The following is a 20,492-nucleotide window of genomic DNA, read 5'->3' on the forward strand; positions in this document are numbered from 1 at the left end:
ATTTCTTTGTTTTCAACTATAAAAATAGTTTGTTAATTCTACTTCCTTAATCCTAAATGTTTAATGATATTTTTATAATTGTTTATATCATGCTTTTCTATATACTTTAACAATTTTTTTCTTTTTCCTACCATTTTTACTAAAGCTCTTTCTGTGTTAAAATCCTTTTTATTATTTTTAAGATGATTATTTAAATGATTGATACGATAAGTAAATAAAGCAATTTGAGCTTTGGAAGAACCTGTATCATAAACAGATTTTCCATAATTTTTAAATATTTCTTTTTTTTCTTCTACTGTCATAATAAAATTATAAATTTATATTTTTTTGAAACTAATTTATATTTTTTTCCATTTTTAAAATGGAGTCAATATATCTTCTATCATTGGATAAACGAGGGACTTTATTTTGTCCTCCTAATTTTTTATGTTTTTTTAACCAATCGTAAAATAAGCCATTTCTAGCTACATATATAACAGGAGGACCTAATACAATATTTTTGTATCGTTTAATTTCGTAATCAGAATTCAAAGATTTTAATTCATCATCCAAAATATTTATAAAATCACATAAATTTCTAGGTTGTTTTTCAAATTCTATAATCCATTCATGAGCACCAGAATTTTTTTGATTCATATATACAGGACCTGCAGTATATTCATGAATAATAGAATTCGTTTTCATACAAGCTATATTTAAAGCTTTTTCTGCATTTTCAATAATTAATTCTTCACCAAAAGAATTAATGTAATGTGTAGTTCTTCCTGAAATAGAAATTCGATATGGAGATAAACTAGTAAATCTTACAGTATCTCCAACTATATATCTCCATAAACCTGCATTTGTCGAAATAACTAGTGCGTAATTTTTGTTCAATTCGACTTGATCAATCGAAAATATTTTAGGATTGTCATGATCTATTTCTTCTGTAGGAATAAATTCATAAAATATTCCATGATTTAACAATAATAAAAGATCTTTCACTTTTTTTTGATCTTGTATAGCAAAGAAACCTTCTGATGCACTGTATATATCGTAATAATTGATAGATTTATCAAATAATTTTTGGTATTGATAAATATAAGGACTAAAACTTACTCCTCCATGAAATATTACCTCTATATTAGGCCATATTTCATCAATTTTTTCAAATCCGAATTTTTTCAATAATTTATTCAAAAAAATCAATAACCAAGAACAAACACCTAATAAAATTCTAACATCTTTATATCCTGTTTCTTTTATTATGTTGTCTAATTTTTTTTCCCATTCACTCATTAAAGCTATTTTTTTTCTAGGTACACAAATATTATCAACCCAAAAAGGCATATTTTTAATTAAAATGGAAGATAAATCTCCATAAAATGTGTTATATTTTTTGTGTAATTCATAGCTTCCTCCTAGACGAACAGCTTTTCCAAAAAAAATTTTTGTCTTGGGATGATTATGAATATAAATGGATAACATGTCTTTTCCTGCCTTATAATGACATGTATTCATAGATAATTTTGTAACAGGAATATATTTACTTTTTGTGTTAGTTGTACCAGAGGATTTTGCAAACCATTTAACAACTCCTGGCCATAATATATTTTCTTCTCCTTTACGAATTCTTTTAATAAAAGATTGTAAATCAGAATACCTACATATAGGTATTCTTTCTGAAAATTGTTGATACTTTTTGATTTCACGGAATCCATATTTTTTTCCAAACTCTGTATTTTTTGCATACAAAATCAATTTATTAATTAATTGATTTTGTATTTCTATTGGATAACGCATGAAAAATTCTACATTTTTAATTCTTTTTTTAAGAAAAGTAGATGTAAAATATCCCGATAAATACTTTATCATGAAAAAATATTTTTATTTTTGAATTATTTTTTTTTGACTAAGTAAACAGAAACAATTCCAAAAGTTAGTTTTTGTATGTAAATTGAACTAAATTTATGATATTTCAAAAGTTTATTCATTTTTTTATTGTGATAAGGAAAAGATAATATAGATTCTTTTAAATAATTGTATGCAAAACAATTTTTTGATATAAAATTTCCTATTTTTTCTACAAAATAGAAATATAAATAATAAATTTTCCTTATAAAGAAATTGGGAGGAGTGGAAAATTCTAAAATTGCTAAAATTCCTGAAGGTTTTAAAGTTCTATATATTTCTCTAATAGAAAGATGAATGTATTGAAAATTTCGGATTCCGAAAGCAATAGTTACTATATCAAAAGTTTCATTTTGAAACGGAATATTTTGCGAATATCCTTGAATAATTTGAATTCTATTTTCAAAAAAATTTTTTTTTATTTTTTTTTCAGCTATTTCTAGCATTTTATTAGATGGATCTAATCCTGTAATGTCAGCGTGTTTAAATCTGTGAGCTAATAATATAGCTAAATCACCAGTACCAGTAGCTAAATCTAGTATTTTTTTAACTTTTCTTTCATTAAATTTGGATAATAAAAAAATTATTTTTTTTCTCCAAATAAAATCTATTCCAAAAGACAATATATGATTTATTAAATCATAATTATTTGCAATATGATCAAACATATTTTTCAATTTTTTCTCTTTTGAAAAAGAATTATTCATAACATTAGAAATTCTTAAATTAAAAAATGTGAATTAAAACTATAACAAAAAAATTTTATTTTTTATCACTAAATTTATATTTAAATGATTCGATCAGTCATTACAGGAACGGGACATTATTTACCAAATAAAATTATAAAAAAAGATTATTTTCTAAAACATAAATTTTACGATAAAATAGGATTAAAAATTAAAAAATCTAACAAGGAAATTATTAATAAATTTCAAAAGATCACAGAAATAGAGGAAAGAAGATATGTAAATAAAGGATTGTTTAATTCTGATATTGCTGCTATTGCAGCTAAAAGAGCTTTGATAAAATCAAAAATTAATAAAGAAAAAATAGATTATATTATATCTGCTCATAATTATGGAGATATTCATCCTGTTTCTTATCAATCTGATATAATGCCTTCTATAGCAGCTAAAGTTAAAAATAAACTTCAAATACAAAATAAGAAATGTAGACCGTATGATATGATTTTTGGTTGTACCGGATGGATAGAAGGAATGATACTTGCAGATCAACTTTTGCGATCTAAATATGCTAAAAATATATTAATTACTAGTTCTGAAACTTTATCTAAAGTTATAGATCCACATGATAGGAATGCAATGATTTTTTCTGATGGTGCAGGTGCAGCTGTTTTATCTGCTATAGAATATTTAGAGGATGAAAAACATGGAATTATTCATTATGATACTCAATGTGACAATAATGATAAATTATATTATTTAACTAATGGTCCTTCTTTAAATCCAAATTATAAAAAATCTTTAGTTAATATTAGAATGAATGGAAGAAGAATTTATGAATATGCATTGACAGAAGTTCCAAATATGCTTAAAAATATACTTGATCATGCTAATTTACATCTTAAGGATATAAAAAAAATTTTAATTCATCAAGCTAATGCTAAAATGGATTATGCAATTTTAAAAAGACTATTGAAATTATATAATTATACATCCTTAAATAAGGATTTTTTATATAAAATTATGCCGATGACTATACAAAAATTTGGAAATTCTTCTGTAGCTACTGTTCCTACTTTATTAGATTTAATTCTTAAAGGAAAAATGCCTCCTCATGAAATTAAATCTGGAGATACGATTCTTATGGCATCTTTGGGGGCTGGAATGCATATTAATGGAATGATTTACCGTTTTCCAAATAAAATAAATAAATATGAAAAAAAAAATACATCCAGAAAATTATAGACCTGTTGTATTTAAAGATATTAATAATGATAAAATAATTATTTGCAAATCCACAGTTACAACAAAAGATACTATTTTTATAGATGGAATGGATTATCCGTTGTACAAAATGGAAATATCTAGTTATTCTCATCCATTTTTTACTGGAGAAAAAAGATTTTTAGGAAAAACTGGACCAGCTGAAAAATTCAGGAGAAAATACGAAAAATATAAAAAATTGTAGAATGAATTTTATATTATATGATGGAGAAGAATGGAAAAAACTATTTCCTATAACCTTGACTAGACCTGTATCAGAAATTAGATTAGGATTATTTACGATAAAAGAAAGGTGGGAAAAATATATTGGAAAAAATGCATATGATGTAATGACACAACCATTTCTTTCAGAAAAATATTCAAAAAAAGAATCTGCATTTTTTGAAAACATATTGTTAATTAATTCTTCATTTCTTCCCAGTGAAGAATTAATTCAAATTATTTTTTCTTTAAAGGAAAATGAGACTATTTTTTTTAAAGATAAAATGATCGCTATAAAAAAGAATTTTTGGATAAAAAAAAATATTTTTTCTTTAAAAGAAAACAAAAAAACATATCATGTTCAACATGTTATTCATATTCAATATCCATGGGATGTATTTATAAATAATGAAACTATCCTTAAAAGGGATTTTAAGTTTTTTACAAAAGGAAAAAAATCTTTTTCTTTATTGGGAAATAATCATATTATTTGTAAAGAAACAATTTTTTTGGAGGAAGATATAAAAACAAATAATGTTGTATTAAATGCTCAATATGGCCCCATATATATTGAAAAAGGAGTTAAAATTATGGAAGGGTCTGTAATCAGAGGGCCAGTAGCAATTGGAAAAAATACTATATTAAATATAGGATCAAAAATATATGGAGGGACAACTATTGCTAGTTTTTGTAAAATAGGAGGAGAAATTTTTAATTCAGTAATTTTTTCCTATTCTAATAAAGTTCATGATGGGTTTTTAGGAAATTCTATTTTGGGAGAATGGTGTAATTTGGGAGCTGGAACTAACATTTCTAATTTGAGAAATGATTATCAAAAGGTAGCAGTTTGGAATTATGAAAAGAAAGATTTTCTTCCTATTAATCTACAATTTTTTGGTATTATTATGGGAGATCATTCAAAATGTGCAATAAATACTCAGTTTAATACAGCTACGGTCGTCGGTGTTAGTGGTAATATTTTTGGATATGGATTTCCTCCTAGATATATCCCTTCTTTTTTTTTGGGGGGGCGTCAAATAAAAAAAAAAATTTCTTTTCATAAAGTTTGTGAAACTGCTGAAATAATGATGAATAGGAGAAATATAAGTTTCTCCATTGTAGACAAAAAAATTTTAGAACATTTGTATCAATTATTGGATATTTAGTTTATTTATATAAAAATTATTTTATGCTGAAACATAATTTGGGTTATCCTCGTATAGGGATACAAAGAGAGTTAAAAAAAGCTTGTGAGGCTTATTGGTCAAAAAAAATTGATTATAATGCTTTGTTTGAAGTGGGAAAAAAAATAAGAGATAAAAATTGGAAAATACAAAATAAAGCGGGGTTGGATTTGATTCCATGTAATGATTTTAGTTTTTATGATCATGTTTTAGATATGTCCTTATTATTAGGAGTCATTCCGGAATCTTATATTTCGATTCCAGTCATTCATAATAATATTGATTTATATTTTTCTATGGCTAGAGGATTTCAAAAAAATGGATGGGATATTAAAGCTATGGAAATGACTAAATGGTTTAATACTAATTATCACTATATTGTTCCAGAATTTGATAAAAATCAAAAATTTTCTATTTTTTCGAAAAAAATTTTTTATGAATTAGAGGAATCTAAAAAAATATTAAAATCGGTAAAAAAAATTAAACCTGTACTCATTGGACCTGTATCTTATTTATTTTTAGGAAAAGAAAAAGAAAAGTCTTTTCATAAAATGGATTTGATAGAGAATTTGGTTCCCATTTATATAAAAATTATAAATGAAATAAAAAAGAAAGGAGTTCATTGGATTCAATTAGATGAACCGATTTTAGTTTTAGATATGTCTGAAAAAGAAAAAAAAGTATTTAAATATGCTTATAAAGAAATATCTAAATTTTGTTATGGTATCAATATTATGTTAACTTCTTATTTTGATGGTATGTCAGAAAATATAGATCTTCTTCAAGATATATCAGTTCAAGGGGTACATATAGATTTAGTAGAAGACTCAAATCAATTGGAAAAAATACTTTCTTTTTTTTCAGGAAAGTCAAAAATGATTTTATCTTTAGGAATTATTGATGGAAGAAATATATGGAAAAATAATTATGCTGATTCTATTCGAAAAATAGAAAAAACAATAGAATCTATAGGAGAAAATAGAATAATGATTGCTCCTAATTGTTCTCTTTTGCATGTTCCTATAGATATAGAATACGAAAATTCTATTCATATGGAGATAAAAAATAGAATGTCTTTTGCGAAACAAAAAATTTATGAATTAAATGATTTAGAAAAAATTATAAAAGGAGATAAAAGGATTTTACTTAGTAATTCTTATTTATTAGAAAAATCATTTTTTTCCTCTATTTTTTATGATAAAAAAATAAAGGAAAAAATAACTAAAATAACAAATCAAGATATACAAAGAGAGAATCATTTTCATATTAGACAAAAAAAACAAAAAAAAAAATTTCATCTTCCTATGTTTCCTACTACAACTATAGGATCGTTCCCTCAAACGAGGGAAATACGTAGTTTGCGAAATTTATTTAGAAAAAAAAAATTGAGTGAAGAAGAATATAATGAAAAAATTAAAAGTTTTATTATAGATGTTATTAAAAAACAAGAAGAGATAGATTTAGATGTATTAGTTCATGGAGAATTTGAAAGAACTGATATGGTAGAATATTTTTCAGAAAAACTAAAAGGAATACTTTCTACTGAAAATGGATGGGTTCAAAGTTATGGAAGTCGCTGTGTGAAACCTCCTGTTATTTATGGCGATGTTAGTCGTATTGATGATATGACTGTTGAATGGACATGTTTTGCTCAATCTCAAACAAAAAAATTAATGAAAGGAATGCTCACAGGACCCGTTACCATTTTACAATGGTCTTTTGTGAGAAATGATCAACCTATTTCTCATACTGCTTATCAAATAGCTTGGGCTATTCGAGAAGAAGTTTTATCCTTAGAAAAATCTGGAATTCAAATTATTCAAATAGATGAACCAGCTATAAGAGAAGGATTACCTTTGAAAAAAAAGAATTGGAAATCTTATTTTGATTGGTCAATTAAGGCTTTTCGTATTTCTTCATGTGGAGTAAAGGATGAAACCCAAATTCATACACATATGTGTTACAGTGAATTTAACGATATATTTCAACATATAGCAGATTTGGATGCAGATGTTATTACTATAGAAAGTTCCAGATCTAAAATGGAATTGCTAAAAGCCTTTTCAGATTTTTATTATCCTAATGAAATGGGCCCCGGAGTATATGATATTCATTCTCCAAGAATTCCTTCTGTAGAAGAAATGTTTGATTTAATAAAAAAAGCTTCTATAAAATTACCTATAGAGAATATTTGGGTGAATCCAGATTGTGGATTAAAAACTAGAAAATGGCAGGAAGTATTATCTTCACTTTACAATATGACAAAAGCAGCAAAAATGGCAAGATTAAAATTAATCAATTCATATAAATAAGAAAAGTGTATATTATATTTTCATGTTATAATGTTGATATAAAAATTTAGTCATGAGTTTGCATAAAAAAGAAGAAATAATAAAAAAGGAGTTTAAAGTTCTTGAAAGTTGGGAGGAAAAATATGAATATTTGATAGATTTAGGAAAAAAATTACCTGAAAAACCTTCTATTTTCAAATCTGAAGATAAATTGATTCATGGTTGTCAATCCAAAGTTTGGTTAGAGGCTAAATTTAATGGATCTCGCATTTTTTTCGATGCGGATGGTGATGCCCTATTACCTAGAGGAATGGCAGCTCTCATGATTCGAGTATATTCAGGACTTTTTCCTTTTGAAATTATTTCTTCTAATGCTAATTTTATTTATGAAATAGGATTTCAAACTTTTTTATCTCCTATTCGAGCTAATGGAATGCTTTTATTTTTAAAAAAGATAAAATTTTATGCCATAGCTTTTAATGCTAAAATTTCTGTTAGACTCAACGGACAAATTTAAAATGATATGTTTCATACTATTAATCCTGTAGATGATAATGTATTAAAAACTTATTATTTTTTATCTAATCAAAATATTCAGGCTAAATTATCTGAAGCTCAAAATGCATATAAAGAATGGAAAAATTATCCATTAAATTCTAAAATAGAATGTTTAAAACAATTATATTTTTATATGGAAAAAACCATAGACATTATGGCTTTTTCTATTACTCAGGAAATGGGTAAACCTATCACTCAGTCTTATACAGAGATATATAAAAGTATTTATTTGTGCAAATATTATTGTGAATTAAAAGAATCTACTTTTATTAAAAAAATTTATACTGAATATAAAATTTCTTATGTAAAGTTTGAATCTATAGGCGTAATATTAGGAATTATGCCTTGGAATTATCCTATTTGGCAAACAATTAGATCTACTATTCCTAATTTATTATTAGGAAATGTGATAATGATAAAATCAGCTCTTAATACAACGGGATGTTCTTTACTTTTAGAAAAAATATTTTTAGAATCTGGGTTTCCTAAAGGAGTTTTTCAGGTTATATTAATAGATACAAATCAGATAGAATCTGTTATAGCTCATCCCGCCATACAAGGAATTACTTTTACGGGAAGCACTTTAGTAGGCAGTATTATAGGTTCATTATCTGGAAAATATGTTAAAAAATCTGTTTTAGAATTAGGAGGAAATGATGCTTTTGTAGTTATGAAAGATGTAAAAAATATAGAAAAAATAGCAAAATTAGCAACGGAATCTAGATTAAATAATACAGGACAAACATGTATTTCTGCAAAAAGATTTATTGTAGATGAAGCCATAATAGATGACTTTATAGATGCAGTTATACAAGAAATGAAAACATATAATAGAGGAGATTTATATGATGAATCAACTAAGATAGGTTATATCTCGCGTAATGATTTAACTAAAAAATTGTATCAGCAATATAAGAATATTATTCTAAATGGAGGAAAAATATGTTTGGAAATTACTAAAAATGGTAATTTTCTTTCTCCTTCTTTATTAAGAATAGAAAATGATAACTGCATAGTCCAAAAAGAAGAAATATTTGGGCCTATAGGTGTTATTTCTTCTTTTTCTCAAGAAAAAGAAATTTCTGATATTGTAAATAATACACCATATGGACTGGGAGTTTCTATTTGGACAAAAGATTTAGAGAAAGCGGAAAAAATTTCAAAAAAAATAGATACAGGAATGGTTTTTATTAATGAAATAGTAAAATCAGATTCACGTTTTCCTTTTGGAGGAGTAAAAAAATCAGGATATGGTAGAGAATTATCAACTTTATCTATAAAAGAATTTTCTAATTGGAAAACTGTAATTTTAAAAGAATTATAAGTTTTTTCGCATTCTTGCAACAGGAATATGCATTTGATCTCTATATTTAGAAATGGTTCTTCTAGCTACTAAATAGCCTTTTTTTTTAAGTATTTGGGATAATTTTTCATCAGTAAAAGGTTTTTTTTTATTTTCTTTAGCTATTGATTCTCCTAAAAGTTTTTTGATTTCAATCGAGGAGATTTCTTTACCTTCTTGGTTGATCATTTTTTCAGAAAAAAAACTTTTTATTAAAAAAGTGCCATATGGTGTACTCACATATTTACTGTTAGCTACACGCGAAACAGTAGATATACCTACTCCAATTTTTTGGGATATATTTTTTAAAATCATAGGTTTTATTTTCAGGGGATCTCCAGTTAAAAAATATTCTTTCTGATAATCCATAATAGCATTCATTGTTATCATCAATGTATTTTGACGTTGTTGAACGGCATCCAAAAACCATTTAGCTGAATCTATTTTTTGTTTTAAAAAAACAATGGTTTTTTCATTTTGGATTATATTTTTTTCCGATTTATAAGATTTTAACATATCTAAATATAAAGAAGATATTTTTAATTCTGGAATATTTCTTTGATTTATAGATAGTTTTAATTGATCATCTAAAATATCAATGTTAAAATCCGGAATAATATGATCTAAATTTTTGGTGTTATCGGAATACATTTTTCCTGGTTTAGGATTTAATTTTTTTATTTGATCAAGAACTTTACGTAAATTTTTTTTTGTTATTCCTAATTTTTTTTGTAATTTTTTATAATGTTTTTTTGCAAAAGATTCAAAATGATATCGTACAATTTTTTTTGCTAAAAAAACTTCTTTAGGAATTTTTTTTTTTTCTAATTGATCTAATTGAATTAGCAAACATTCTTGTAAATTTCTAGAACCGACACCTATAGGATCTAATTTTTGTATATAATTTATCAGTAATTTATCTATTTTTTCTGTGGTAATAGATATTCCAAGTATTAAAAAAATATCATCTACTATAGATGACATTTTTCTTCTTATATAACCATCATTATCGATATTTCCTAATATAAAATCAGCAATTAATAAATCTCTTTCATTCATACGAAATGTATGCAATTGATTTTTTAAATATTCTTGAAAAGAAATTCCAGAAACAATAGGAATATGTTTTTTTATATTATCATAATTTTGATTATTGATCTTGAAATCTTCAATTTCATCATCACTTAAATATTCATCTATTTCAGATAGATCTACAGATTGATTTTGATCTTCTATAGTATTTATATCATCTTCTTCTGATGGGTCTGAATATTCTTCAAAATTAGAACTATCTTCTTCTTCTAAAGCTGGATTTTCTTCCAATTCTTGTTGAACTCTTTGTTCAAAATCTAAAGTTGATAATTGAACTAATTTCATTAATCTAATTTGTTGTGGAGAAAGTTTATGTTGTCCTTTTTGCAATAATTGTTGTTTTAACATGTTTTAAAATTCTGCATTATTTGGAGTTCTTGGAAATGGGATAACATCACGAATATTATTCATTCCTGTAATAAATTGAACTAAACGATCAAAACCTAAACCGAATCCACTATGAGGAACAGAACCGAAACGGCGTGTATCTAAATACCACCAAAGTTTATTTATATCAATATTTGTATCTTTCATTCGTTGTAATAATATATCATAACGTTCTTCTCTTTGAGATCCTCCCACAATTTCTCCTATTTCAGGAAATAAAATATCCATAGCTCTAACAGTTTTTCCATCATTATTCATACGCATATAAAAAGCTTTAACCCTACAAGGATAATCAAATATAATTACAGGAATTTTAAAATATTTATCTACCAAATATTGTTCATGTTCCGATTGTAAATCCATTCCCCAAATAATTGGATGGAAAAATTTTATCTTTTTTTTCTTTTCTTCTTGATCTAAAATTTTTATAGCTTCTGTATAACTAATTTGTTTGAATGGGAATTTTAAAATAAGTTCTAATTTTTCTAAAAGAAAATTTTTTTTCTTTTGATTCCATTTTTCTAAACATTGATTTAAAAAAATCAAATCTTCTATGCTATTATCAATAATATATCTTACAATAAATTTTAAGAAATTTTCAGCCAGATTTATATTTTCTTCTAAATGATAAAAAGCAATTTCCGGTTCAATCATCCAAAACTCAGATAAATGTCGTGAAGTATTGGAATTTTCTGCTCTAAATACAGGACCAAAAGTATATACTTTTCCTAGGCCTAAAGAAGCTGTTTCTGCTTCTAATTGTCCAGATACACTGAGATAAGTTTGACATTTAAAAAAATCTTTTGTGTAATTTTTTGAATTTTTTAAATCCATAGTTGTAATTTGAAACATTTTTCCGGTTCCTTCACAATTTGAAGTCGTAATAATTGGAGTATGAATATAAAAAAAATCATGTTCATGAAAATATTTATGGATGCAAAATGCTATATGGTGACGAATTCGCATAATGCAACTAAAAATGTTTGTTCGAAAACGTAAATGAGCTTGTTCACGAAGTTTTTCTAAACTATGTTTTTTAGGTTGCAAAATAGATTTTTGAAGAATTTTTGGGTCTACTGATTCATATATAGTTATATCTGAAGATTGAAGTTCAATATATTGTTTTATTCCAATACTTTTTTTAACTATTCCTATGACTCTAATTGAACTTCCTATTGTTATTTTTTTAATTATTTTATCTAATTTTTTAGATAAAACAATTTGTAAATTTCTAATCGTAGATCCATCATTTAAAGTAATGAAAATAGAATAACGAAAAGAACGGATCCATCCCTCAACTAATACTTCTTTGTCTATCAAAAATTTTCCTTTATTTAGTAATTCTTTAATTAAATATTTTCTTATCATTTTATATTTTCAATATTTCTTTTTCTTTATAAAGAAAGAAATCTTCTATTTTTTTTATGTATTCACTCGTTATTTTTTGTATATGATTTTCTCCTGTTTTAGAAAAATCTTTTGATATTTTTAATTTTCTTATATGTTGTTTATTTTTTTTTCTAATTTCTCTAACGAGAATTTTTGCATGCTCTGTTTGTGATTTGATTTTTTTCATTAAATTCTTTCTACTTTCTTCTGTAACTATAGGCAAATGTATATAAATAGAGTCTCCTTTATTAGTTGGCATAAAACCGAGATTAGCATTGATAATGGTTTTTTCTATCTCTGAAATAATAGAACGGTCCCAAGGATGAATAGAAATATTCATATTATCTATAATAGATATATTAGCCACTTCTATAAGTGGGAAAAAGGTTCCATAACATTTTATTTTTATTTTACTTAAAAAAGAAGAGACGGATTGACTTCCTAATCGAACACGATGAATTTCTTTTTTCAGTTTATTAAAAATTTTTTCCATATCTTTTTTACAAGACAGAAATATGTTATTTAATTCATCCATAATCTTCTTTTTTTTTAGAAACCATAGTTCCTATTTTTTCTCCAGAAATTACTTTTTGAAAATTTCCTTTTCTGTTAATATCAAAAATGATAATTGGTAAATTATTTTCATTTCCTAGAATAAAAGCTGTTTGATCCATAACTTTAATTCCCATTTGATATGCCATATCAAAAGATATATTTTTCAGTTTTTTAGCATATTTATCTTTTTCTGGATCTTTTGTATATATCCCGTCTACTCTAGTTCCTTTCAATAATACATCTGCTTTTATTTCTATAGCGCGCAAAACAGCAGCTGTATCTGTTGTAAAATAAGGATTTCCTAATCCCGCTACAAATATTACAACTCTTCCCTTTTCAAGATGGTGTATTGCTCTATCTTTACCAAAAGGTTCTGCTATTTCATCCATTCTAATAGCTGTCTGAATATAGGTACATATTCCAACATTTTCTAAATATGATTGTAAAGCAATTCCGTTAATAACAGTTGCTAACATCCCCATGTAATCTCCTTTTATACGATTTATAGTTTTTTCTTTAATTCTAGAAAATCCTCTAAATATATTCCCTCCTCCAATAACTATAGCTACTTGAGCTCCCATTTCTACCACTTTTTTCACTTCTTCAGCATATTGTTTAAGACGAGTAGAATGAAATCCAAATTCGTTTTCTCCCATAAGAGCTTCTCCACTTAATTTCAATAATGATCTTTTATACTTCATGAAAAATATATTTTTTCTGAATAAAGGATATTAAGGATATTATGGAAAAATTCCTAATTTTTCATAAGAATCAATAATTTTATTGATAGCTAATACAAATGCTGCCGTACGCATATTTTCTATTTTTGATGATTTTTTTAAATCACGGATTTTGTGAAATCCATTTATCATTGTATCTTCTAACCCGCTACGCACAAAATCTATTTCTCTTGGTCCTCTTAGAATAATTTTTTTTTCTTTTGTTGAAACTCTTTTTTTGCAAATTGTTTCTATAACTTGTAATAATTCTGCATTCATATTTTCGCTAAATTTTTTTTCCATGCGACCATAACGTACATGACTTAAATTTTTTAACCATTCAAAATAAGAAACAGTGACTCCTCCTGCATTTAAATAAATGTCAGGAATAATAATTACTCCTTTTTTTTCCAATATTTCATCAGCTTCAGGTGTAATAGGTCCGTTTGCTGCTTCTCCAATAATTTTAGCCTTAATACGATTTGCATTATTTTTATGGATTACATTTTCTAATGCTGCTGGAATCAATATATCACATTCTAATTCTAAAGCTTTTTCCGTATTTTCTATATTTTTTGCTTCTGGAAAATTTAATATAGATCCAGTATTTTTTAAATGTGAAAAAACTTTGGATACATTTAATCCTTTTTCGTTATAAATAGCACCTTCTCTTTCTGCTAAAGCTATTATAATAGCCCCTGCTTTATGAAAAAAAGTGGCTGCATGATAACCTACATTTCCTAATCCTTGTATTATAATTTTTTTTCCAATTAATCCTATATCAAGACCAATAGAATTCATATCTTCTTTTACATTACATAATTCTCTTATTCCATAAAAAACGCCTAACCCTGTTGCTTCTTTTCTTCCTCTTACTCCTCCTTGAGAAACAGGTTTTCCTGTAACACAAGCTAATGCATCTACATCACCGGAACGAAGAGATAAAAAAGTATCAAAAATCCAACTCATTTCTCTTTCTCCAGTTCCATAATCAGGAGCGGGAACATCTATTCCAGGTCCAATAAAATTTTTTTTAATTAATTCGGAGGTATAACGACGTGTTATCTTTTCTATGTTTTCTGTTGATATAGTTTGTGGATCAATTTTTATACCTCCTTTAGCCCCTCCAAAAGGAACATCAACTATGGCACATTTATAAGTCATTAAAGCTGCTAAAGTCATAACTTCATCTTGATTCACTTTCATACTATATCTGATTCCTCCTTTACAAGGAAGTTTATGATGAGAATGTTGAACTCTATATGCTTCAATGACTTTAATTTCTTTTCCCATTTTCACAGGAAAATGCATTCTATATACAGCATTGCAAGCTTTAATTTGTTCTAGAAGACCTTTTTCAATAGAGAGAAATCGTGCAGCTTTATCAAAATTTTTTTCTATACAATTAAAAAAACTATATGCCCCAGTTTTATTTTGATTTTTTGACATAAAAAAAAGTTTTACACATTTCTATAAAATGAAAATGAAAAAAAATACAAACAAAAATGAATGCCACATTATCTACAAATCTACATTAATTAAAATATTGAAAGATGAAATCATTTCAAAAAATTCATTTAAATAAAATATTTATTATTTTTTTAGGTATTAAAATTATTTTTTGTAAAGTCTTTTTTTTCAAAACAAATTTTGTTTTAGGATGATTTAAAATTTTATGTTTTATTTCTTTTATTGAAGTGTTATAATTAAATTTTTCTACAAATTTTAACTTTCCATTAAACATAATCGGATATGTTATTTCTTTTTCTACTATATATTTTGCATTAAAAATTGGAAAATTATAAAATATAATAGATTTTTTATGACCCAATTTATACCATATTTCTTCTGAAATATGAGGAGCAAATGGAGCCATCAATTGAACTAAAGGTTCTAGTATTTTTCTTTTATTACATTTTAATACAGTTAATTGGTTCGTTGTTATCATTAATAAACTAATAGAAGTATTGCAGGAAAAAGATTGCATTTTCTCTTGCATTTTTTTTATAGCATTATGTAAAATTTTATATTCTTGTAATGTTGGATTTATTTCACTTACTTTAAAAATTTTATTTTTATGAAATAAACACCAAAATTTATTCATAAAATTTTTTATTCCATTTATTTTTTTTTCATCCCAAGGTTTAGATTGATAAATGGGACCTAAAAACATTTCATAAATACGAAATACATCCGATCCATATTTTTCGTAAATTTCATCAGGATTTATTACGTTATATTTAGATTTTGACATTTTCTCCAATTTTCTTTTGCAAAAGAAGATCCCTCTTTCCAAAATAAAAATAGAAGAATAAAATTCAAATCTATATTTTTTAAATTTATTAATGTCTAATTCATTATTCTTTTTAATTAAAGAAATATCTACATATACTTCTTGAAAAGAAGAATATGCATGTTTTTTATTTTTTAATAATCCATAAGATACAAAAATATTTTTTCCTGTTACTTTAAATATAATAGCAGAATAACTTAAAATCATTCCTTGGTTCAATATTTTTTTGAAAGGTTCTTCAGTAGTTATCCATCCTCTATCCAATAAAAATTTATGCCAAAATCTAGCATAAATCAAATGACCTGTACTATGTTCAGCCCCACCAATATATAAATCAACATTTTTCCAATAATTTTCTTTTTTTTTATCAATAAAAAATTGATTATTATGAACATCCATATATCTAAGAAAATACCAACTTGATCCTGCCCAACTAGGCATTGTACTAGTTTCTATTGGAAATATATATTTTTGGTCAATAAGAATGTTAGGAACAATTTTCATATTTTTTTCATCCCAAGCCCAATTTTTTGCCCTACCTAATGGAGATTTGTCATTGATCGTATGAAAATTATCTATTTTTGGAAGCATAATCGGTAACTGATCTAGGGGAATTATTTTGGGAATTTTATTTTTAAAATAAATGGGAATTGGTTCTCCCCAATATCTTTGTCTGGAAAAAACAGCATCATGAATTTTATAACTAGTTTTAGTTTCTCCTATTTTTTTTGTGATTAAAATTTTGATTATTTTTTCTTTTGCTTGTTTACGATTAAATCCATTTAAAAAATTGGAATTAATACATTTTTCATTAAAATCTAAAACTTTTATGATTTCTATATTAAATTTTTGAGCAAATTTTTTACTTTTTTCTTCATGTCCAGGTATTCCTATTATAGATTTTGTTTGATTTTTTATAGAGAAAAAATTACTAATGTAAATGGGGATTCTTTTTTTTTGAATAAAAGGATGTAATACATAATTTCCTGTAAAAACACCTGAAATATTTTTTGTATTTTCGTCTATACAAAATTCTTTGTTCACATATGTAAAAACATCTTTATGATGTAAAGAAAAAATACTTATTTTTTCTGAAAGTGGATGATCTGGAGACAATATAATGAAAGTCATTCCAAATATCATTTCTGGATAAGAAGTAAATAATTCGATTTGATTAATTTCACCAATAGGATATAAAATTTTAAAAAAAATAGAAGTTCCTATTGATTTTCCTATCCAATTGGATTGTAATTTTTTTAAAGATTTAGAACAATCGATAATATCTAATCCTTTTAATAATCTTTCTGCATATGCACTAATTCTTATATGCCATTGTAACATTTTTTTTTTGTATACTGGATATCCACCTCTTTCACTTTTTCCATTTTTTATTTCATCATTAGCTAAGACTGTTCCTAATTCTGGACACCAATTAACAGTATTATTACATAAAAAAGCTAATCTATAATTTAAAAGAATAGATTCTTTTTCGTATGAATTTAATTTTTTCCATGTTTTTGAATCAAATTTATAATTTGATGTTGTACTTGCGTTAATAAAATGATTTCCATTTTGATTAAATTCTTCAATTAGAAAATCTATAGGTTTAGCTTGTTTACTGTTTTTATCATACCAAGAATTAAAAATTTGAATAAACATCCATTGAGTCCAACGATAATAATTTGGATTACTAGTGTATAGTTCTCTATTCCAATCAAAAGAAAGTCCTATTTTATTTATTTGTTCTTTATATCTACATGAATTTTTCATAATAGTGTTATGAGGATGTTTTCCTGTTTGTATAGCATATTGTTCTGCAGGAAGACCAAAAGAATCAAATCCTATAGGATTTAGAACATTATATCCTACTACTCGTTTATATCTTGCATAAACATCTGAAGCTATGTATCCTAAACAATGTCCAACATGAAGTCCAGTTCCAGAAGGATAAGGAAACATATTCAAAATGTAGTATTTTATTTTTTTATTTTCTTTTGTATAAAATATATTATATTTTTTCCAATATATTTGCCAACGTTTTTCTATTTTACGAAAATTATATTCCATTTATTATTTTTTTTAATACATAAATATTACAATGATTTTATTCCGTAATTTTAATTTATTTATGTTATTTCTGCATAACAATATAAAAATTGTTTTATTTACTGCTGAAATAAATTCAATTGTTATAAAAATAAATACTCGTCAAAATTTCTACAAAAAAAATGTTTAATGAGGATCAAGATTATTTAAATAACGATAAATTTATAAATAGTCAAACTATAAGTAGATTAATAAAAATTATTCATCATAATCCTAATGATGTTATAAAAATATTTAGTGTATTAAAATTATGTAAAGCTATTTCTATTTTTAAAGAACTGGATTTTTCTATAAGAAAAAAAATTATAAAAAATTTGCCTTCTGCTAAAAAAATGGAATTATTAAAGAGTCTATCAGTAGATGATCGTATTTATTTTTTAGAAAATATTTCTAAAAATTTTTTAAAAGATTTAATAAAATATTTGAATACAGAAGATAAATCTAGAATTTTAGCATATCTAGGATATCCTAAAAATAGTGTAGGTCGTTTTATGATCCCATATTATATTGCAGTTCAAAAAACTTGGAGTGTACAAAAAGTTTTGGATTATATTCGGCAAGAAGTAAAAAATGTTTTTAACATTTCCCCTATAAATAGTGATGTTATAGAAATTGTCTATATAATAGACCAAAAAGGAAAATTAATCAATGATATAAAAATACGAGAATTTCTATTAGTCGATCCAAATACAAAGGTATCTGATTTAATAAATAGTCAAAATATTGAAACTTTAAATATAACAGATACAGAAAAAGAAGCTACTAAAATATTTTCTATAAGTAATAGAATCTCACTTCCAGTTATAGACGATCATAATTTTTTATTAGGAATTGTAATTGTAGATGATCTTTTATGGATTTTAGAAGATTTTCAAAAGATAGGAGGAATGGAAGTATTGCATCAATCTTATTTAAATGTTTCTTTATTCAAACTTATTAAAAAAAGAGCTGGATGGTTAATTTTATTATTTATAGGGGAAATGTTAACAACAACAGTGATGCAAAGATTTTCAAGTGTCATAGAAAAAGCTGTAGTTCTTGCTTTGTTTATTCCTTTAGTTGTTTCAAGTGGTGGAAATAGTGGGTCTCAAGCTGCAAGTTTAATTATACAAGCAATGGCTTTGGGAGAAGTGAAAATAAAAGATTGGTGGATTGTTATGCGAAGAGAAATTATTTGTGGTTTTTTTTTAGGTAGTATTTTAGGATTAACGGGTTTTATCCGTATTATAGTTTGGCATAAACTCAATTTATTTAATTATGGTGATCACTGTATATTAGTAGGTTTTACAGTATTTTTATCCTTGATTGGAGTAGTATTATGGGGGACATTAAGTGGGGCAATGCTTCCTTTCATAATTAAAAAATTAAGAGGAGATCCTGCTAGTTCTTCAGCTCCTTTTGTAGCTACATTGGTAGATGTAGTAGGATTAATCATATATTTTTCTATATCTTGTTTTCTTTTAGATGGAATTTTATTATAAAAATATTTTCCTACATTTTTGTAAAACGATTTTAAAATCTTCAGGAATTGGACAATAGAAATAACATTTTCCATTTTTTGGATGTATAAAAGAAAGAGATATAGCATGTAAAGCTTGTCTTGATAATAATTTTAAACAATTTTTAAAAAATTCTATATTTTTGTTCGAACATTTTTTTTTCATAAAAATTTTATTTCCACCATACATTGAATCATGAAATAATGGATGCCCCAAATATTTGAAATGAGCTCTTATTTGATGTGTTTTTCCTGTCTTTATATTACAAGAAACATATGTTAAATATTTAAACCTCTCTAATACTTTATAATGTGTTACAGAATATTTTCCTTTATAATATTCATTTTTTTTAAAAAGGGTCATTCTTTTTCTATTTTTAGGATCTCTTCCAATAAACCCAGTTATAATTCCTTTTTCTTCAAGTAAATTTCCCCATATTAAGGCTCTATATTCTCTTTGAATTGTTTTAGAATTAAATTGTTGAAATAAATATTTTTTAGAATATTCATTTTTAGCTATAACTAACAACCCTGATGTATCCTTATCCAATCTATGAACTAATCCACTTCTATATAAATTAAAATCATTTAAATTTTTATTTTGAAAATGATATTTTATTCCATGAATTAATGTTCCTTTTTCATTACCGAAACCAGGATGTACCACCATTCCTGCAGGTTTATTAACAACAATAACATCTTCATCTTCATAGATAATATTAAGATTTATTTTTTCTGCAATAATATTTTCATATTCTAAATGATCTAATATTTCTATATTAGAAATTTCTATTTCTACAAAATCCAAAGGTTTAATCTTATAATTTTTTTTTACTGTATGTTGATTTACTAGAACTTTTCCAGAAATAGTTAATTTTTGAATTTGATTTCTACTAATATTTTCTATATTACTTTTCAAAAATTTATCAATGCGAATTTCTTTTTGATTTTCGTCTACAATAATTTTTATTTTTTTCATTTAATTCGATTCTATTCTTTTTTTTTCTTTTATTTGAATTT

General features: G+C 25.0%; 17 protein-coding genes. 7 read left to right on the forward strand and 10 right to left on the reverse strand.

Annotated elements, in window-relative coordinates; translation table 11 throughout:
* Window positions 1-38: 38 nt before the first annotated feature.
* Genes rpsO through ubiE form a run of 3 tightly spaced genes read right to left on the reverse strand, consistent with a single transcriptional unit; the run spans window position 39 to window position 2,597 of the window.
* Window positions 39-302, reverse strand: coding sequence for a 30S ribosomal protein S15 (gene rpsO, locus G9C01_RS00845; protein ID WP_166265198.1), 264 nt, complete (start codon window positions 300-302; stop codon window positions 39-41).
* A 31-nt stretch (window positions 303-333) separates the two neighbouring features.
* Window positions 334-1,854 (reverse strand): GH3 auxin-responsive promoter family protein, encoded by a 1,521-nt coding sequence (locus G9C01_RS00850; RefSeq protein WP_207573364.1) that lies wholly within the window; start codon window positions 1,852-1,854, stop codon window positions 334-336.
* Window positions 1,855-1,877: 23 nt separating this feature from the next.
* Window positions 1,878-2,597 carry a bifunctional demethylmenaquinone methyltransferase/2-methoxy-6-polyprenyl-1,4-benzoquinol methylase UbiE gene (ubiE, locus tag G9C01_RS00855; protein WP_166265201.1) on the reverse strand — a complete coding sequence of 240 codons (720 nt, stop codon included), beginning with the start codon at window positions 2,595-2,597 and terminating at the stop codon, window positions 1,878-1,880.
* An 84-nt stretch (window positions 2,598-2,681) separates the two neighbouring features.
* Here ubiE and G9C01_RS00860 point away from each other — a divergent pair, with 84 nt between their 5' ends.
* Genes G9C01_RS00860 through G9C01_RS00885 form a run of 6 tightly spaced genes read left to right on the forward strand, consistent with a single transcriptional unit; the run spans window position 2,682 to window position 9,415 of the window.
* Window positions 2,682-3,818: a 3-oxoacyl-ACP synthase III family protein gene (locus G9C01_RS00860; RefSeq protein WP_166265204.1), complete on the forward strand. Its 1,137-nt coding sequence runs from the start codon at window positions 2,682-2,684 to the stop codon at window positions 3,816-3,818.
* Complete coding sequence (locus G9C01_RS00865) at window positions 3,787-4,041, forward strand: type B 50S ribosomal protein L31 (RefSeq protein WP_166265207.1); 255 nt, start codon at window positions 3,787-3,789, stop codon at window positions 4,039-4,041. Before G9C01_RS00860 ends, G9C01_RS00865 begins: the two co-directional genes overlap by 32 nt.
* Before the next feature lies 1 nt (window position 4,042).
* The gene (locus tag G9C01_RS00870) at window positions 4,043-5,224 is read left to right on the forward strand and encodes a putative sugar nucleotidyl transferase (RefSeq protein ID WP_166265210.1); all 1,182 of its coding nucleotides are present in this window, start codon (window positions 4,043-4,045) and stop codon (window positions 5,222-5,224) included.
* A 23-nt stretch (window positions 5,225-5,247) separates the two neighbouring features.
* Entirely contained in the window at window positions 5,248-7,554 is a 2,307-nt protein-coding gene (gene metE, locus G9C01_RS00875) for a 5-methyltetrahydropteroyltriglutamate--homocysteine S-methyltransferase (protein ID WP_166265213.1), read from the forward strand.
* Between the two features lie 52 nt (window positions 7,555-7,606).
* Window positions 7,607-8,050: a SufE family protein gene (locus tag G9C01_RS00880; RefSeq protein ID WP_166265215.1), complete on the forward strand. Its 444-nt coding sequence runs from the start codon at window positions 7,607-7,609 to the stop codon at window positions 8,048-8,050.
* A gap of 6 nt (window positions 8,051-8,056) precedes the next feature.
* Window positions 8,057-9,415, forward strand: coding sequence for an aldehyde dehydrogenase family protein (locus G9C01_RS00885; protein WP_166265218.1), 1,359 nt, complete (start codon window positions 8,057-8,059; stop codon window positions 9,413-9,415).
* On the opposite strand, the gene rpoN is transcribed toward G9C01_RS00885, so the two are convergent.
* The 6 genes from rpoN to leuS all read right to left on the reverse strand — a co-directional run bounded on the left by rpoN (window position 9,410) and on the right by leuS (window position 17,935).
* Window positions 9,410-10,873, reverse strand: coding sequence for an RNA polymerase factor sigma-54 (gene rpoN, locus G9C01_RS00890; RefSeq protein WP_166265221.1), 1,464 nt, complete (start codon window positions 10,871-10,873; stop codon window positions 9,410-9,412). The genes G9C01_RS00885 and rpoN overlap by 6 nt on opposite strands.
* A 3-nt stretch (window positions 10,874-10,876) precedes the next feature.
* A complete protein-coding gene (asnS, locus tag G9C01_RS00895; protein ID WP_207573365.1) occupies window positions 10,877-12,280 on the reverse strand; it encodes an asparagine--tRNA ligase in 1,404 nt (467 codons plus the stop codon).
* Between the two features lies 1 nt (window position 12,281).
* Window positions 12,282-12,836: a ribosome recycling factor gene (frr, locus tag G9C01_RS00900; protein ID WP_166265224.1), complete on the reverse strand. Its 555-nt coding sequence runs from the start codon at window positions 12,834-12,836 to the stop codon at window positions 12,282-12,284.
* A complete protein-coding gene (pyrH, locus tag G9C01_RS00905) occupies window positions 12,829-13,557 on the reverse strand; it encodes a UMP kinase (RefSeq protein ID WP_166265227.1) in 729 nt (242 codons plus the stop codon). The genes frr and pyrH overlap by 8 nt, the downstream gene beginning before the upstream one ends.
* 39 nt (window positions 13,558-13,596) lie before the next feature.
* Window positions 13,597-15,024 carry a Glu/Leu/Phe/Val family dehydrogenase gene (locus G9C01_RS00910; protein WP_166265230.1) on the reverse strand — a complete coding sequence of 476 codons (1,428 nt, stop codon included), beginning with the start codon at window positions 15,022-15,024 and terminating at the stop codon, window positions 13,597-13,599.
* A gap of 124 nt (window positions 15,025-15,148) precedes the next feature.
* Entirely contained in the window at window positions 15,149-17,935 is a 2,787-nt protein-coding gene (leuS, locus tag G9C01_RS00915) for a leucine--tRNA ligase (RefSeq protein WP_166265233.1), read from the reverse strand.
* A gap of 161 nt (window positions 17,936-18,096) precedes the next feature.
* On the opposite strand from leuS, the gene mgtE reads away from it, so the two are divergent.
* Window positions 18,097-19,455: a magnesium transporter gene (gene mgtE, locus G9C01_RS00920; RefSeq protein WP_166265236.1), complete on the forward strand. Its 1,359-nt coding sequence runs from the start codon at window positions 18,097-18,099 to the stop codon at window positions 19,453-19,455.
* On the opposite strand, the gene G9C01_RS00925 is transcribed toward mgtE, so the two are convergent.
* Window positions 19,450-20,451: an RluA family pseudouridine synthase gene (locus tag G9C01_RS00925; RefSeq protein ID WP_166265239.1), complete on the reverse strand. Its 1,002-nt coding sequence runs from the start codon at window positions 20,449-20,451 to the stop codon at window positions 19,450-19,452. The two genes, mgtE and G9C01_RS00925, sit on opposite strands and share 6 nt — an antisense overlap.
* Between the last annotated feature and the right edge of the window lie 41 nt (window positions 20,452-20,492).

Origin of the sequence: Blattabacterium sp. DPU (assembly GCF_011290385.1) — a bacterium.
Classification (GTDB): Bacteria; Bacteroidota; Bacteroidia; order Flavobacteriales; family Blattabacteriaceae; genus Blattabacterium.